Origin of the sequence: Campylobacter sp. CFSAN122748 (assembly GCF_045277125.1) — a bacterium.
Classification (GTDB): domain Bacteria; phylum Campylobacterota; class Campylobacteria; order Campylobacterales; family Campylobacteraceae; genus Campylobacter_D; species Campylobacter_D jejuni.
The window spans coordinates 1,311,883-1,327,255 of sequence record NZ_CP116953.1 but is presented as its reverse complement, the minus strand read 5'-3'; the positions used below and the strand labels follow the sequence as shown (position 1 = coordinate 1,327,255).

14 protein-coding genes, 1 tRNA gene, 1 other RNA gene and 1 pseudogene are annotated in these 15,373 nt (G+C 31.2%); 9 read left to right on the top strand and 8 right to left on the bottom strand.

Going from position 1 to position 15,373, the window contains the following annotated elements; genetic code table 11:
- Window positions 1–2: 2 nt before the first annotated feature.
- Entirely contained in the window at window positions 3–1,010 is a 1,008-nt protein-coding gene (gene ruvB, locus OT390_RS06925) for a Holliday junction branch migration DNA helicase RuvB (RefSeq protein ID WP_002859650.1), read from the bottom strand.
- A gap of 90 nt (window positions 1,011–1,100) precedes the next feature.
- Between ruvB and OT390_RS06920 the strand changes: the two genes are divergently transcribed.
- The 5 genes from OT390_RS06920 to OT390_RS06900 all read left to right on the top strand — a co-directional run bounded on the left by OT390_RS06920 (window position 1,101) and on the right by OT390_RS06900 (window position 4,353).
- Window positions 1,101–1,511, top strand: coding sequence for a hypothetical protein (locus OT390_RS06920; RefSeq protein WP_002783915.1), 411 nt, complete (start codon window positions 1,101–1,103; stop codon window positions 1,509–1,511).
- Window positions 1,512–1,870: a transfer-messenger RNA gene (gene ssrA / locus OT390_RS06915) on the top strand. It begins immediately after the preceding gene.
- A gap of 205 nt (window positions 1,871–2,075) precedes the next feature.
- Window positions 2,076–2,543 (top strand): hypothetical protein, encoded by a 468-nt coding sequence (locus OT390_RS06910; protein WP_002860417.1) that lies wholly within the window; start codon window positions 2,076–2,078, stop codon window positions 2,541–2,543.
- Window positions 2,512–3,213: a hypothetical protein gene (locus OT390_RS06905; protein ID WP_002902430.1), complete on the top strand. Its 702-nt coding sequence runs from the start codon at window positions 2,512–2,514 to the stop codon at window positions 3,211–3,213. Before OT390_RS06910 ends, OT390_RS06905 begins: the two co-directional genes overlap by 32 nt.
- 189 nt (window positions 3,214–3,402) lie before the next feature.
- Window positions 3,403–4,353 carry an autotransporter outer membrane beta-barrel domain-containing protein gene (locus OT390_RS06900; protein ID WP_032586813.1) on the top strand — a complete coding sequence of 317 codons (951 nt, stop codon included), beginning with the start codon at window positions 3,403–3,405 and terminating at the stop codon, window positions 4,351–4,353.
- Window positions 4,354–4,495: 142 nt separating this feature from the next.
- Here the strand turns inward: OT390_RS06900 and OT390_RS06895 are convergent, their stop codons facing one another.
- Complete coding sequence (locus OT390_RS06895) at window positions 4,496–6,580, bottom strand: RNA degradosome polyphosphate kinase (RefSeq protein ID WP_032586811.1); 2,085 nt, start codon at window positions 6,578–6,580, stop codon at window positions 4,496–4,498.
- Between the two features lie 187 nt (window positions 6,581–6,767).
- Between OT390_RS06895 and nrfH the strand changes: the two genes are divergently transcribed.
- The 4 genes from nrfH to OT390_RS06875 all read left to right on the top strand — a co-directional run bounded on the left by nrfH (window position 6,768) and on the right by OT390_RS06875 (window position 9,973).
- Window positions 6,768–7,283 (top strand): cytochrome c nitrite reductase small subunit, encoded by a 516-nt coding sequence (nrfH, locus tag OT390_RS06890; protein WP_010891930.1) that lies wholly within the window; start codon window positions 6,768–6,770, stop codon window positions 7,281–7,283.
- Window positions 7,284–7,297: 14 nt separating this feature from the next.
- Window positions 7,298–9,130: an ammonia-forming cytochrome c nitrite reductase subunit c552 gene (locus OT390_RS06885; RefSeq protein ID WP_394535989.1), complete on the top strand. Its 1,833-nt coding sequence runs from the start codon at window positions 7,298–7,300 to the stop codon at window positions 9,128–9,130.
- 135 nt (window positions 9,131–9,265) lie between these two features.
- Window positions 9,266–9,820 (top strand): membrane protein, encoded by a 555-nt coding sequence (locus tag OT390_RS06880; protein WP_002855904.1) that lies wholly within the window; start codon window positions 9,266–9,268, stop codon window positions 9,818–9,820.
- Window positions 9,821–9,883: 63 nt separating this feature from the next.
- A tRNA-Ser gene (locus tag OT390_RS06875) sits at window positions 9,884–9,973 on the top strand.
- Window positions 9,974–10,045: 72 nt separating this feature from the next.
- On the opposite strand, the gene ceuB is transcribed toward OT390_RS06875, so the two are convergent.
- The 6 genes and pseudogenes from ceuB to OT390_RS06845 form a co-directional block, all read right to left on the bottom strand.
- Window positions 10,046–11,038 (bottom strand): enterochelin ABC transporter substrate-binding protein CeuB, encoded by a 993-nt coding sequence (gene ceuB / locus OT390_RS06870; protein ID WP_032586806.1) that lies wholly within the window; start codon window positions 11,036–11,038, stop codon window positions 10,046–10,048.
- 12 nt (window positions 11,039–11,050) lie between these two features.
- Complete coding sequence (locus tag OT390_RS06865) at window positions 11,051–11,806, bottom strand: ABC transporter ATP-binding protein (protein ID WP_002896069.1); 756 nt, start codon at window positions 11,804–11,806, stop codon at window positions 11,051–11,053.
- The gene (locus OT390_RS06860; protein WP_002867309.1) at window positions 11,803–12,741 is read right to left on the bottom strand and encodes an iron chelate uptake ABC transporter family permease subunit; all 939 of its coding nucleotides are present in this window, start codon (window positions 12,739–12,741) and stop codon (window positions 11,803–11,805) included. Before OT390_RS06860 ends, OT390_RS06865 begins: the two co-directional genes overlap by 4 nt.
- On the bottom strand, window positions 12,734–13,702 hold the full coding sequence (locus OT390_RS06855) for an ABC transporter permease (protein WP_002874446.1): 969 nt from the start codon (window positions 13,700–13,702) through the stop codon (window positions 12,734–12,736). The genes OT390_RS06860 and OT390_RS06855 overlap by 8 nt, the downstream gene beginning before the upstream one ends.
- Before the next feature lie 85 nt (window positions 13,703–13,787).
- Window positions 13,788–14,776, bottom strand: a pseudogene (locus tag OT390_RS06850) (phospholipase A).
- Window positions 14,773–15,348: a molybdenum cofactor guanylyltransferase gene (locus tag OT390_RS06845; RefSeq protein WP_002867312.1), complete on the bottom strand. Its 576-nt coding sequence runs from the start codon at window positions 15,346–15,348 to the stop codon at window positions 14,773–14,775. Before OT390_RS06845 ends, OT390_RS06850 begins: the two are co-directional and overlap by 4 nt.
- Window positions 15,349–15,373: the final 25 nt, after the last annotated feature.

The window sequence follows — 15,373 nt, the reverse complement described above, 5'->3', positions numbered from 1 at the left end:
ATTTACTCCTCAAATAAAGTTTTTTCATAGTTTAGTTTTAAAGCACTATAACTTTTTGCACTTGCTATACGCCCTTTTGCAGTGCGTTCTATATAGCCATTAGCTAGTAAATAAGGCTCGATTACATCTTCTATGGTATTTTCATCTTCACTTAAAGCCGCAGCAATGCTTGCAAGTCCGATAGGTTTTTGTTTGGCAGCGGTTAAAAGTTCAAGATATCTTAAATCCATCGCATCAAAACCAAGCTCATTCACTCCTAAAGAATTTAAGGCCTCATTAGCCCTTTTTTCTGTGATAATCTCTTCATCATTAACATCAGCAAAATCTCTTACCCTTTTTAAAAGCCTTAGAGCTATTCTAGGGGTTGAACGACTTCTTTTAGCGATCTCAAGTGCGGCTTTTTCTTCGCAAGTTTTATTAAGTTTTAAAGCTGCTTTTTGCAAGATGAGAGCAAGTTCGCTATCTTTGTAAAATTCTAATCTAAATTGCATACCAAAACGATCTCGCAAAGGATTACTAAGCATACCTGCACGCGTTGTAGCTCCTATAAGAGTAAATTTTGGTAAATCGATTTTTATGGTTTGAGCAGCTGGACCACTACCTATGATAATATCAAGGCGGTAATCCTCCATTGCAGGGTAAAGCACTTCTTCGATAGCAGGGCTTAAGCGATGAATTTCATCAATAAAAAGTATATCCCCTTCGCTAAGATTGGTTAAAATAGCGGCTAAATCCCCGCTTTTTTCTATCATAGGAGCGGCGGTTGTTTTGATATTTGCACCCATTTCATAGGAGATGATATTAGCTAGTGTTGTTTTTCCAAGTCCTGCAGGACCACTAAAAAGTATATGATCTAAACATTCATTGCGTTTTTTGGCTGCAGCTATAAAGATATTTAAATTTTTTTTAATGCTTTCTTGACCTATATAACCATCAAAATTTGAAGGACGCAATGAAGTTTCATAAGTTTCATCAAAGGAGTATTTTTCTATTTCTACTATTCTATCCATATCTTTGCTTATATTTTGGAAAAATTAAAATAAGATTTTAGCTAAAATTTGCTAGAATTTATATTAAACTTTAATGATTATGGTTTAAAAATGGGAATTTTAACAAAATTAGAATTAGATTATGAAATTGACGATATAGAAAAATTTTTACAATTTTTTAGAACCATGTGCGATAGGTTTGAACCTTTAATCATCAAGCTTGGAAGCGATAGCGTGCGTTATAAAGAAGCCATAAAAGAGCTTGAAACTTTAGCACACAATACCGCTTGGGCAGCAAGACGCTTAAATCTTGAAGAAGTGACTGATTTTTGTGTATTTTGTGAAGAGATGATGGCGCAAGCAAATCGCTTTAATGGGCCTGCTAGTGATGAATTTACGGATTGGATGCTTTTGATGAGTGATCAGTTTGAAAAATATTGTCGTTCATATGAAAATGATGATTCTGTTTTAGCGGTTTTTAATCCTTTAATTGTTAATGTTCCAAATATTATTTCTAAATAAGGGAGCGACTTGGCTTCGACAGGAGTAAGTCTGCTTAGATGGCATGTCGCTTTGGGCAAAGCGTAAAAAGCCCAAATAAAATTAAACGCAAACAACGTTAAATTCGCTCCTGCTTACGCTAAAGCTGCGTAAGTTCAGTTGAGCCTGAAATTTAAGTCATACTATCTAGCTTAATTTTCGGTCATCTTTGATAGTGTAGCCTTGCGTTTGACAAGCGTTGAGGTGAAATAAAGTCTTAGCCTTGCTTTTGAGTTTTGGAAGATGAGCGAAGTAGGGTGAAGTAGTCATCTTTGCTAAGCATGTAGAGGTCTTTGTGGGATTATTTTTGGACAGGGGTTCGATTCCCCTCGCTTCCACCATCACGCTAATTTTAAGTAAATCATAAGTTTATTTCAAATTTTTAGAATTTTTTATATGAAGTTAAGATCGATTTATTACCCTTAAAACTTTGATATATTAAGTTTTATAATTTTTCATTAAAAATTTATAGTTTTATTTTTAAGCTTATTTTTAGGGGGGGGGGTATAATTTTCCTTCAGTTTAAATTTATTGAAGGAGAAACTTATGAAGAAAAATGCTTCGAGCAAGATATTGCTAAGCTTAGGTGTAGCAACTTTGCTTTATTCAGGTGCTTTTGCGCAAGAAATCAATCTTACAGAGTCTTCAGATATAGGAAATTATTTTGAAGAAAATGGTAAGGATATCAATCTCAAAAATCCTGATAATTACAAAGGGCAAGATTTAAGTATCAAAATGAGTGTTTGGGATTTACCAAACGATGATTATGATAGCGCTGATTATCGATTTAACATTGGTATCGGCAAAAACAATACTTTAAGCTTTAAACACAATAATAGCGAACATCCTGCTTATGTAACAAATCTAAACGCTACTGCTAAAGAGGTTAAAACAACAGATATAGTTTTACAAGCTTTTGCACCTTCGGTGATTAATGGAGATTTAACTATGACTAGTTCATTAGATGAAGCCATTACCGAGGATGAAAAAAGGCTCGGGTATAATTCTTTATAATGGAACAGTTGAAGGAAAAAGTGCTAATGGTAGTTTAACTATAAATGGAAATTTTACTGCCGATAAAACTCTTTTTGCTACTTATGGAAATTTTGTTAAGGTAAATGGAGCTGCAAATCTTACAAATTCAAATTTTGGACTTATGAAACGCTCTTATACAGACTTAGAAGCAAATAATGTAGTAATAGTTCAAGCTAAAGATTTTAACAAAGATATCTTAGAAGAAAAATCAAATAATAACGCGGGTGCATTACTTTTAAAATTCGCAAGTGATTATATCTCAACCGATGTTCAAGGCAAAGATCCTTTGGAAGCAGGAACTATAATAGATATTAGCGATGAAGATAAATACGGCGATGGAGAAAAAGGCTTAGTAGATTATAAACTTAGCGTTCAAAACTGCGGTGGCAATAAATGCTTAGTGATCAATGGAGGTGCTACTGCAGCGGCTAAAGATAAGCTAGTTCAACTTCAAGTAGATATAGATACTATCGATAAATTGCTTGAAAATGAATTTGATTCCGATCAAGATGAAGAATGGGCAAAAGCCAAAGAAGCTCTTGAAAAACAAAAAACTGAACTTCAAACAATGTTAGAAGAAGCTGAGAAAAACGGCGGTAAAATCGATGATGAAAAATACATTGATTTAGTAAATAAAAATTCAAATTGAAATCTTAACTCTAATGATAAAGCTTCTATCCTAGCACTTCGTTCTATCACAGAACAATTAGGAAGTATAGGAGCAGATTTAGCAAGTAGAGAAGGTGTAAAACTAGCTTTAGATATCAAAAAAGATACAGACAATACAGGTAAATCTGTATCTAATCTAAATTCAGCTTCTAGTGCAGTAAATACCACTATGAATATTTCTAATGATGTTTCTATAGGTTCTCGTGTAGCAATGTTAAACAATCCTTTTGGAACTTATGCTTCTAAAATGAATGGCCTTAAATTTGCTGCTTTAGATAGCGATATGAGACCAAGCTATGTAAATGAATATACCAATAGTGTTTGGGCTAATGCTTTTGGTGGTGCTAACATTATCGATGGAGATAGTGGTGCAATGTATGGTGCTACTATAGGTGTAGATAAACAAGCTAATGATGATGTTTTATGGAGTGTTTATTTTACTTATGCAAATGCTAAAATCAAAGACAATAATCTAGAACAAAAAAGTGATAACTTCCAATTAGGTATGTATTCTACTATCAATATAGCTCCACAATGGGAACTTAATCTTAAAGCTTATGCTCAAGTTTCTCCAACTAAACAAGACAATGTTCAAATAGATGGTGCATATAACTCAGATTATACAAGTAAATTCTTAGGACTTAGTGCTAATGCAGGTCGTGTGTTTGACTTTAGTGATAATACTTTATTTATTAAACCTTTTGCGGGAGTAAATTATTATTTTAGTTATACTCCATCTCATACAGAAAATGGTGCTATTGCTAAAGATATTGATTCTATGAAAAACAATTCTGTAAGTATTGAAGTGGGTGCTGAATTTAGAAAATATATGAATGAAAACTCTTATATTTTTGTAACTCCAAAAATAGAACAATTTGTTATCAATAGTGGTGATGATTACACAGCTAACCTAGCTGTAAATAATGCTTTCTTTACTAGTGTAGAAGCTAACAACAAGAAAAAAACATACGGACAAATTATCGTAGGGGGTAATGTAGATTTTACAAATCAACTCAGTATGAATCTTGGCTTTGGTGCTAAACAAATACTAGCAGGTAAAGTAGATAATAAAAATGAAACTTACTTAAGTGGTCAAGTAGGACTTAAGTATAAATTTTAATCTTAAAAATCATTTCTAAATCTTTTTATAGTTTAGAAATAATTGTTTATTTCTATGGGAAATCTCCTAGGGCTTTATCTTAAAGCCCTTTTTTATAACAAACAAGTAAATAAGTCTTTAGAGTAAAAAACCCTAAAAACTTTTAGTTTTCTTTGAAAAGTTTGGAAGCTAAGTGCGTTGCACGACTTTGATCTGTATCTTTTTTAAGTGTTTTATAAATTTTACTTACATATTCTTCTAAGGTTTGTTGAGAATCTATGATTTTTTCAGAAGAAGGAATTTTTTCATATTCTCCATTATTTTTAAGCTTATAAGCTAAAACATTATCACTAAGTTGCAAGCGTAAAAATTGAGCTAATTTAGCTTTGCTTCTTTCATCATATATAGGAGTCATAAGTTCTAAACGGCGTTCTAAATTTCTTGGCATCCAATCTGCACTCGATATAAAATAATTTGGCTCACTATGTTTAAAATAAAATACTCTAGCATGTTCTAAGTATTTTCCTATGATGCTTCTAACGCGTATGTTTTTGCTGTATTCTTCATCAGGTTTTAAGCAACAAATTCCGCGTATGATAAGATCGATTTGCACTCCTTCCATACTTGCTTCATAAAGCGCTTGTATGATATCACTATCCACAAGAGAATTCATTTTAGCTACAATGACACCTTCATTTTTCTTGCTTGTTTCAATGCGTATCATTTCTAAAACTTTTTCTTTGATTTGATTTGGGCTCATTGAAAGAGTTTGAAGGCGACGATTTTTACTAAAGCCCGATAAGATGTGAAAAAAGCTTGTCGTATCTCTTGCAAATTCTGCTTTGCTTGTAAAATAACTCACATCAGTATAGATTTTAGCACTGCTTGCATTATAATTTCCCGTACTTAAATGCATATAAAATTTAAGTTTATCTCCTTGTTTGCGTATGACTTGAGAAACCTTAGCGTGGACTTTAAAACCTGTAATGCCATAAACAACATGAGCTCCGGCATTTTCTAAAGCTTTCGCCCAATGAAGATTGTTTTCTTCATCAAAGCGTGCTTTTAATTCTACCATCACAGTTACTTGTTTTCCATCGCTTGCAGCATCAATTAAAGCTTGAACTATATTGGAATTTTTTTCAACTCTATAAAGTGTCATTCTTATGGAAATTACTTCAGGATCTTTGCTTGCTTCTTTAATAAATTTATAAACTGGATCAAAACTTTCAAAAGGTTGTATGATGAGTATATCTTCTTTTTCTACAGCATCAAAAATAGATAAATTCTCATCAAAAGGTGGTAAAGTTTTAGGCGTGTAAAGTGGGCTTAAAAGATGTGTAAAGGTTTTATTTCCTGCGATTTGCCAAAGGCTAGGGAGATTGAGTAAAATAGAATATTCATAAACATCTTTATGAAAAATTTTCATATGAGTATTAAGAAATTCTACGATTTGCTCATCTGCATCTTTTTGAATTTGCAATCTTACAAAAGCTCCTTTTCTGCGAAGTTTTAAGCCTTGTTCTAAAATCATCATAAAATCATCAGCTTCTTCCTCTTCTATTACCATATCTGCATTTCTAGTCACTCTAAATGCTGCTGAAGCTAAGAGTTTATAGCCTGGAAAAATTTCTTCTGCGTGTTGATGGACTATACTTTCTATAGGAACATAAATATTTGCACTTACTTCATAAAAACGAGGTAAAACTCTTGGAATTCTAATCATTCCAAATTTTACAAGTTCAGGATGTGCTTTATCACAAATTTTAACCGCTAGTGAAAAAGATAAGTTGTTTAAATGCGGAAAAGGGTGAGTAGCATCAACAGCTATTGGAACAATAACAGGAAAAATATTGGAGAAAAAATACTCATCACATTTTTGTTTTAAATTTTCATCTAAATTCTCATAATGTTTTATGAAAAGATTTTCTTTTTCTAATTCACTTGTGATTTCATTAAAATAACGCTCCAAAAGCTCTTTTTCTTGGTGTAAGTATTTGCGTATAGCTTTTAATTGTTGTAACGGGGTCATTTCATCGCTACTGCTTGCATTAACTCCAGCTGAAAAAAGTTGTTTTAAGCCTGCGACGCGTATCATATAAAATTCATCTAAATTAGTGCAATATATAGCTATAAATTTTAATTTTTCTAACAAAGGTAAATTTTTAGAACATTGGTCTAAAACACGAGAATTAAAGCGAAGCCAAGAAAGTTCGCGATTGATAAACATATCAGGACTTGTTTGCATTAATTTTTCCTTTTTTAGTTGTATTTTATCATTTATTTTGAAATTATTGAATAAAAGTTTTAAATTTTTTAGGTTAATTAAGAGTAAATATATCTTTAAAATTATATTAAATTCATCTATGTTAGAATCACAAAATTTATTTCTGGGAAATTCTGTGACATTGTTGTTTCATTGAAGATTTTAAGAAATGATAATTTTAAGGAGGAAAATTTTGAAGAAAACTTCGAATCTTTTTACTATTTTTCTTGTTTTGCTTTTTGTTTTCTTTGCGGTTGGGTTTTATACCTTTTATAACGCTAAGGGCACATCTTATTTAAGCAATGCAAGTGAATCTTGTAATAACTGCCATATTATGAATGAAGTTTATAACGAATACATGGCAGGACCACACTCTCAAAAAGTCAAAGGCGAACCAAGAGCAACTTGCGTGGATTGCCATTTGCCACATAATTTTGTAGCTAAGTGGATAGCTAAGGCTCAAAGTGGTTTAGGGCATGCTTATGCTTTTACTTTTAAACTTGATGAGTTGCCTACAAATTTGAGTGCGACTGAAAAAAGCAGAAAAATGGTGCAAGAAAACTGCATACGCTGTCATGCAGATTTTGCTCAAACGGCTATCAATGCTACAACAAATCCACATGCAGACAAGTCATTAAATTGTGCTTCTTGTCATAAAGATGTTGGACATAAACACGGAATTTAATAAGGAGAAGATGAATGAAAAAAAATATTTTACGCTTAGGTATTGTCGTTTTGGTTTTACTTATAGCGGGAGTTTTATGGCTAAATAATGATATCAATCAAAAAAAAGAAGATGAAGCAAATAAAAATGCCATTGCAGCAAATGCTGATTTTTCTTTGCTTAGTGATGATGATCCAAATTTTGACAAATGGGGTAAGGTTTTTCCAGAGCAACTAAAAATGTATTTAACGGTTGAAAAAGAAGAGCCTAAGGCTACTGAATTTGGTGGTAATTTAGCTTATTCAAAATTGATTCGCTTTCCCCAATTAACCATACTTTGGGCAGGATATCCTTTTAGCCTTGATTTCAATGAAGAAAGAGGGCATTTTTGGGTTCAAGTAGATCAAATGAAAACAGCAAGAAACAACAAAGATTTTCTTAATGCTCACGGCCTTGCTGCTTTTAAAGGCCAGCCCGCAGCTTGTATGAATTGTCATAGTGGATGGACTCCATGGCTTATAAAAAATGTTGCTAAAGGAGATTTTACTGCTTTTAACTCTACAAATTATTGGACTATGATTAAAAATATCCCAGCCGTTGATGGTATAGTGGAAAATTCACCTGAACATGCAGGTCCACATGGTGGTAAAAGAATGGGTGTAACTTGTGCAGATTGTCACAATCCAAATGATATGAGTTTAAGACTTACTCGTCCAGCAGCTATTAATGCTTTAGTTTCTAGAGGATATGAAAAAGATCCAGTGCAAGGCGTAAAAGCTACAAGAGAAGAAATGAGAACTTTAGTTTGCTCTCAATGCCATGTTGAATACTATTTTAAACCAACAGGGAAAAAAGTAAAAGTAATGGGTGAAACTATTGTAGATGATAGTTCTAAAAAATGGTGGAATGGAACTCAGAAAAATTATGATGAGTATGAATTTTGGAGAGATGGTAATAAAGCTAAAGAGATTGAAACCGATGGTATAGTTTTAACTTTTCCTTGGAGTGAGTGGAAAAAAGGGCAACCATTTAGAATTGAAATGTTAGATGATTATTATGATAAAGTTCGTGGAGTATTTGGAGCTGATTTTATTCATAAATTAACAGGGGCACAAATTATTAAAATTCAACACCCAGAAAGTGAACTTTATAGTGGCGGTGTGCATGCTGCAAATGGAGTAAGTTGCGTGGATTGTCATATGCCTTATGTTAGAGAAGGGGCTAAAAAGGTTACTCAACACAATATCACCTCTCCTTTAAGAGATATTAACTCTGCTTGCAAGTCTTGTCATAAACAAAGCGAAGATTATTTAAAAGCTCAAGTGCTTGACATACAAAATAGCGTTGCGCATGATCAAAGAACGGCAGAGTATGCAATTGTTAGTTTGATTATGGATACTAAAAAACTACGTGATGAACTAGGCAATATGGAAAAATTCCAAAGCGATGGAAAAGCTGATGCGAAAAAAATTAGCGAAGAGCTAAAAGAAGTTTTAGAACTTCATCGTAAAGCTCAAATGAGAGCAGATTTTGTTAATGCTGAAAACTCAACTGGTTTTCATAATCCTCGCGAAGCTTCAAGAATGTTATTGCAAGCTGTTGATATGGCAAGAATGGGACAAACTAAACTTGTAGAAATTGCAGCGGCAAATGGAATTAAAGATTTTAAAACTTCAAATTTAGGTTTTGAAGATATTCAAAAATTTAATCCAGGAGAGCTTTATTATAAAGTAGATGTTAATAATCATAAAGCTGGAGAGCGTTACTATGCAGATGAAAAAGATGTTAATGGCAATCCTCCAAAAGAACTTTTAGAGCATGATAAAGAGCTTGCTCCTTATAATTATCAAGTGATTGATAAAAAATAATTCTTAAGCCCTATAATCATAGGGCTTTTTCTTTTCTTTGTTTTAAAAAATATAAACTTTTTATTTAAAATTCACTTTTGCTTCACTTTGTTTTGTCAAAATATCACAAATTTTGATAATCAAAAAGGAGTTAAAATGATCAATAAAAATAAATTGTTTAGACAGGTTCATATCTATCTTAGTTTGTTCTTTTTGCCTTGTGCTTTGCTTTTTGCTTTAACGGGTATAGCGTATATTTTTGGTATTAATCAAGATGTGGGCTTAAAAGTTGAGCAGTATCAATTGTCAAAAGTTATAGAAAGTGGTAAAGAAAGAGAAGCTTTAATAGAGTATTTAAAAACAAATGGTTTAAAAGTACCATCTAATACAAATATAATTAAAAGTAAAGATAAAGGTATAACAATAGGTGGAACTCATTATAGTGCTAATATAACTCAAAATTCTACTAATGAATACAATATTACCTTAAAAACAAGATCTTTACTTGGAGATATGATTATGCTTCATAAAGATAAGGGTGCTTGGTATTTTTCTGTGCTTAGCGTAGGTTTTGGTATTACTTTATTTATGCTTTATATTTCAGGGCTTATGATTACTTTGTTTGCAAATAAAAAAGATAGAAGTAAACAATTTGCAGTTCTTGGAGTAGGGGTTGTTGTAACTTTGCTTTTGGCTTATCTTAGCCTTTGATTTTTCCTAGCTTTTTAAGCTAGGTATTATTTATTTTTTTGTATAATCATACTTTACTTTATTGGACAGATGGGTGAGTGGCTGAAACCACACCCCTGCTAAGGGTGCAGATCTTAACGGGTCTCGAGGGTTCAAATCCCTCTCTGTCCGCCACTAAAACTTTCTTGAAAATCCCAAGTATTTTATTAAGTATCGAAGCAAGAGACTAGCCCTTGCGAAGTTATATTATTTTACAGCGTTTTTGATTTCTAAAATCATAGTTTTTAAAGACTCTAGTCCATTTCCACTTGCTAAATACCAGTATTCTGGATCAAGATAGATGATTTTTTTGTTTTGCGCTGCTTTGGTTTTAGCGACAAGTGCATTATCGAGTATGCCTTGAGCACGTTCTTTGTTGCCTAAGATGACATTTCTATCAACAACAAAAATATAATCAGGATTTTTTTCTAATATAAATTCAGAATTGATACTTTTTCCGTGTGTGCCTACTTTTATATTCTCATCTACCGCGTTAATCCCTAAAACATCGTGAATAATCCCAAAGCGAGATTGAGGACCAAAGGCTGAAATTTTGTTAGAATTTGTAAGAATGATAAGAGCTTTTTTATCTTCATCAACTATACTTTTGGCTTTTTCAATTTCATTTTTAATATCTGAAATTTTTTCTAAAGCTTCTTTTTCTAAACCATAAAGTTTTGCAACGCTTAAGACATTGTTTTCAAAAGAGCTTAAAAAATTTGCATTATCAAGACCTACAAATAAAGTTGGAGCTATTTCTTTTAATTTGTCATAAAATTTACTTTGGCGTCCAGAAATGATGATAAGATCAGGTTTTAAAGCATTAATGGCTTCAAAATCAACTTGTTGTACTCCACCTACACTAGGTTTGTTTTTAAATTGTTGTAGGTATTTTGGTAAATTTTTAGCAGGAACGCCAACGACTTTATCATTTAATTTTAAAGCATCAAAAGTATCTAAAATTCCAAGATCTAAGATCACTACCTTAGAAGGATTTTTAGGGATTTTATTTTCTCCTAGACTATCCTTCACTAAAAAACTATCACCCTCATTGCTCATACTAATAGGCAAAACTTTCACCGTAGCAGTGTTGGTTTTTGTTGTAGAACTTGCGTTGTTTTCATTTGAGTTTGAATTACAAGCTGTTAAGATTAGACTTAAAAAAAATGCAAAAAATGCAAAAACTAAAGATTTTTTCATATTTTCTCCTTTTTAAAAATAAATACAAATTTTCTTACCATTAATTTGACTTACAGGTATATCCATATCATAAATTTGTTTTAAATTTTCTTGATTGATGATTTCATCTTTTGAGCCTTGTTTTAAAAGCTTCCCATCTTTTAAGGCTATGATTTCATCAGAATAAATCGAAGCAAAATTAATATCATGTAATACAACAGCTATACTTTTGTTAAAGTCTTTGACTAAATTTTTCATTAGTTGCATGATTTGTACGCTATGCTTCATATCAAGATTGTTCAAAGGTTCATCAAACATTATAAATTCAGTATCCTGAGCGATGATCATGGCTATAAAAACTCTTTGCTTTTGTCCCCCGCTTAATGTATCTAAAAATTCATTTCTTAAGTTGCTAAGTTCCATGTATTCTAAAGCTTCATTGATTTTGATTTTATCGTTTGTATTAAGTCTTCCTTGAGAATGCGGAAAACGCCCAAAAGCGACTAATTCTTCAACTTTTAATCTTAAATTGATATTGTTTTGTTGTTTGAGAATGGAAATTTTTTGTGCTAAGATTTGCTCTTTATAATTTTTTAAATTCATTCCATCGATATAAATTTCTCCACTACTAGGTTTTATCAAACGACTTGCTAGAGCTAAAAGAGTGGATTTTCCAGCGCCATTGGCTCCTATTATAGAAGTGATTTTGCCTTTATGAAAATCAAGGCTAAGATCTGAAATAATGACTTTATTATCATAAAATTTGGTGATATTTTTTAGTTTAATCATAATTTATTACCCTTTAATACAAGATAGATAAAATATATCCCACCTAAGAAATTAATAACCACGCTTATAGTGGCATTATAATCAAAAACTCTAGAGACAAAAAACACCCCTCCAAGTAAAGCCAAAATACTAATAAGTATACAAGCGCTTAGCAAAATACTATGCTTTGCAGTTTTAAATAGTTCATAAGTGATATTTACCACCAAAAGCCCTAAAAAGGTTATAGGACCTACAAGTGCGGTGCTAATAGAAGTTAAAATAGCTATGATAATCATTAATTGTTTTGAAATTTTTTGATAATTTATCCCTAAATTTATCGCTAAATCTTTGCCTAAATTTAAAGGATCTAAAAATTTCATATAGCGAAAAATCCATATAAAACTTAAAAAGCTAATAATATAAGCAAGAATTAAAACATCAAAAGCAATATTATCAAAACTAGCAAACATTCTTCCTTGTATTACCATGAATTCATCAGGGTCGATTAGCACTTCAAAAAAAGAGCTTAAAGTGCTAAAAAGTGTTCCAAAAACTAAACCTAAAAGCATGATAAGATAAATACTTCTATCACTACTAAATAAAATCTTATAAAGTCCTAGTGAAAAAACCACCATACAAACTAGAGTGATTAAAAAATTGATATCGTTTTTATAAACACTTAAATTAGCTGCACCAAAAGAAAAGATAAGAGCACTTTGAAGTAACATATATAAAGAATCTAATCCTATGATGGCAGGGGTTAGAATTTTGTTATTGCATAAAGTTTGAAAAATCACTGTTGAAACAGCGATACAAATAGCTACTATGATAATAGCCGCAATTTGTAAAAAACGACTTTTTAAAGCATACTCATCAAAGCCATTTAAACCCACAAGTATAAAAATCCCTATCATACCAAGTGTTAAAAAGCTTAAAATTAGCATTTTTTTACGCATAAACTTTCCTTTTTAGCAAAAGAAAGATAAAGATTAAAGATCCTAAAACACCTGTAGTGATACTTAAAGGCATTTCAAAAGGAAAGATGACAAGTCTTGAAATGATATCGCAAACAAGTAAAAACAAAGCTCCACAAAGTGCTATATAGATAAGATTTTTTCTAAGATTATCACCTAGATAAAGAGCTACTAAATTTGGGATAATTAGCCCTAAAAAAGGGATAATTCCAACGCTTACAATCACTAAGCTAGTGATAATGCTTACAATCATCAAGCCTAAAAATAATATCCCATTATAAGAAATTCCAAGATTTAAAGCTATATCTTCGCCCATGCCAACTATGGTGATTTTGTGAGCTAAAAAATAAGCAAGTATAAAAAGTGGCAAAGAAATGTAGAGCAATTCATAATTTCCTTGCATAACATTTGCCATACTGCCTTGTAACCAGCCTTGGATATTTTGTATATAATTTAAAGCATAGGCAAAAAAAGTAGTTATAGCACTAATAATGCCTCCAAACATCAAGCCTATCAAAGGTACAAAAATCACATCTTTGAGTTTGATTTTTCTTAAAATTTGGATAAATATAAAAGAACCCAAAAGTGCAAATACAGAAGCAATGATAGTTTGAGTAAAAAAAGACGCTCCAGCAAAAAATATTAAAGAAATAAGTATGCCAAATTTAGCACAATCCATAGTTCCTGCTGTAGTTGGAGAAACGAATTTATTTTGCGTGAGTTGTTGCATGATAAGCCCGCATATACTAAGACTCATTCCTGTGAGTAAAATCGCTATAAGTCTAGGAATTCTTGTGAGAGTTATGATTTCTAGTTGAGTGGAGTTAAGATTAAGAATATCTTTTACATTGATACTGATAACTCCTATAAATAAACTTATCATTCCAAAGAATAATAGTAAAGCTATAAGCACTTTTAAACTCAATATATGCTTAAAAAACAAATCTTTCCTTATAGTAATAATAATTATCAAAAATGAAATTGTAATGAAATTTGTTTTAAGAAATGATAAAACTACAAAGGATATTTTAGTAAGAAATCAAAAATCCAGTGGAAAGTCTTTGCAAGTGTTTGTTATAATCTATAAGGCTTTCTCCATAGCCATTAAAGTATTGTACATACCAATAAATTCCGTTATTAAAATATCATATCCTAGATCAACTTGTATAGCGCCTTTGTTATTGTGGAATTTAAGATTGTTTCTTAGCATAAGATTGATAAAATAATCATCGCTTAAATACGCTAAATTCACATCAAAATTTCCCATATAATGCAAGATGGCAGGATTATCATCATCTTTTTTGTTTTCAGGAATTCTATACCAAAGGCGTGGAACAAATAAAAATTTATTATATAAAATAGCAGTAGATACATAAATTCTATTCCATGAGCGAGATTGTAAATTCTCATCTCCCTTGCCATTGCTTTCATGCAATATACCTACGCGTAGATTGTTAAAAAATTCATAATCTTTAAGATATAAAGGAAGATCTATAAAAAATTCTGGTTGATAGTTGGTTTCTCTAAAAGGAGAAGAATGCTCATAAATTTGCCACCAAGAAGTTTGAGTATAGGCTATATAATATTTTTCATCTAGTCCTAGTAAATTTTCAAAAAGTCTTTTTTTAACACTAAGTTGAAATTTCGCCTCACTCTTATTATTATTTACTCCTAAAGAATTAAAACTATAAGCAAAAGGTAAAAAATAATTCATCTTATAAGAGCTAATGCCAAGGGGATTAAAACTTTCATTTTCACCAAGATAATTAGCCAAAGCTAAGCGAGAAAAGTCTTGTTTTTCTTCTTTTTTTATAGTGATAGAATTTTGCATTTGTGTTGCTTCGCTTGAGTTATTTTGTTCTTGAGAAATCAAAACAGATGAATTTTTTAAAGCGAGTTTTTTGTAAATTTCCATAGCTTTTTTATAATCGCCTTGTTTTTCATACTCTAAAGCTTGTTGTAAATCACTAGCCCATATAAAAACGCATAAGCTTAAAAATAAAGCAATTTTTCTCATTTTAACTTGCTTTTAAATTTTTCATATTCTTCATAAAAATTAAGATTTAAAAAAGCATCTTCATCTTCAAATTCTACAAATTTGGTTTTAATCTCAGAAAATAAAAGTCCTATTTTTTGTTCATTTTTTTCTAAGAAATTTTTACAAGTTTGAGCTAAAGAGCTGTGATAAAAGCCACATAGGGGATGTTTATGCAAAGGGGTTTTTGCTATGATTATTTTATAGTTTTGTTCTAAAAAAGGAAGCATTTTTAAAAGTTCATTTTCACCTACTTTAGGACTATCTACACTTAAAACAAAAACAAATTCATTTTTAAAATTTGAAAGTATAGAGTAAAGCGCAAGCATAGGAGAGTAAACTTCAAATTCTAAAGAATCTTTTATCAAGCTAAAATGGTTTTCAAATTTGTCTTCTTTCGCACTCACATAGACATTTTTAAAAATTTTAGAAAATTTATCTACTTGAAATTGAGTTAAATTTTGATTTTTAAGAATCAATTTGCTTTTATCTTGTCCCATACGGCTAGATTTACCACCACATAAAATCACGCAATTTAGCTCATTAAGCTGCACAAATTTCCTTTTTAATGTAATTCTA

What these genes read in the sequence shown, in the direction of transcription:
- OT390_RS06860 (WP_002867309.1), bottom strand. Translation starts at nt 12,741, where the DNA reads ATGCGTAAAAAAATGCTAATTTTAAGCTTTTTAACACTTGGTATGATA.
- OT390_RS06885 (WP_394535989.1), top strand. Translation starts at nt 7,298, where the DNA reads ATGAAAAAAAATATTTTACGCTTAGGTATTGTCGTTTTGGTTTTACTT.
- OT390_RS06895 (WP_032586811.1), bottom strand. Translation starts at nt 6,580, where the DNA reads ATGCAAACAAGTCCTGATATGTTTATCAATCGCGAACTTTCTTGGCTT.
- OT390_RS06865 (WP_002896069.1), bottom strand. Translation starts at nt 11,806, where the DNA reads ATGATTAAACTAAAAAATATCACCAAATTTTATGATAATAAAGTCATT.
- ceuB (WP_032586806.1), bottom strand. Translation starts at nt 11,038, where the DNA reads ATGAAAAAATCTTTAGTTTTTGCATTTTTTGCATTTTTTTTAAGTCTA.
- OT390_RS06905 (WP_002902430.1), top strand. Translation starts at nt 2,512, where the DNA reads ATGAAAAAAGGCTCGGGTATAATTCTTTATAATGGAACAGTTGAAGGA.
- OT390_RS06920 (WP_002783915.1), top strand. Translation starts at nt 1,101, where the DNA reads ATGGGAATTTTAACAAAATTAGAATTAGATTATGAAATTGACGATATA.
- OT390_RS06900 (WP_032586813.1), top strand. Translation starts at nt 3,403, where the DNA reads ATGAATATTTCTAATGATGTTTCTATAGGTTCTCGTGTAGCAATGTTA.
- OT390_RS06880 (WP_002855904.1), top strand. Translation starts at nt 9,266, where the DNA reads ATGATCAATAAAAATAAATTGTTTAGACAGGTTCATATCTATCTTAGT.
- OT390_RS06910 (WP_002860417.1), top strand. Translation starts at nt 2,076, where the DNA reads ATGAAGAAAAATGCTTCGAGCAAGATATTGCTAAGCTTAGGTGTAGCA.
- ruvB (WP_002859650.1), bottom strand. Translation starts at nt 1,010, where the DNA reads ATGGATAGAATAGTAGAAATAGAAAAATACTCCTTTGATGAAACTTAT.
- nrfH (WP_010891930.1), top strand. Translation starts at nt 6,768, where the DNA reads ATGATAATTTTAAGGAGGAAAATTTTGAAGAAAACTTCGAATCTTTTT.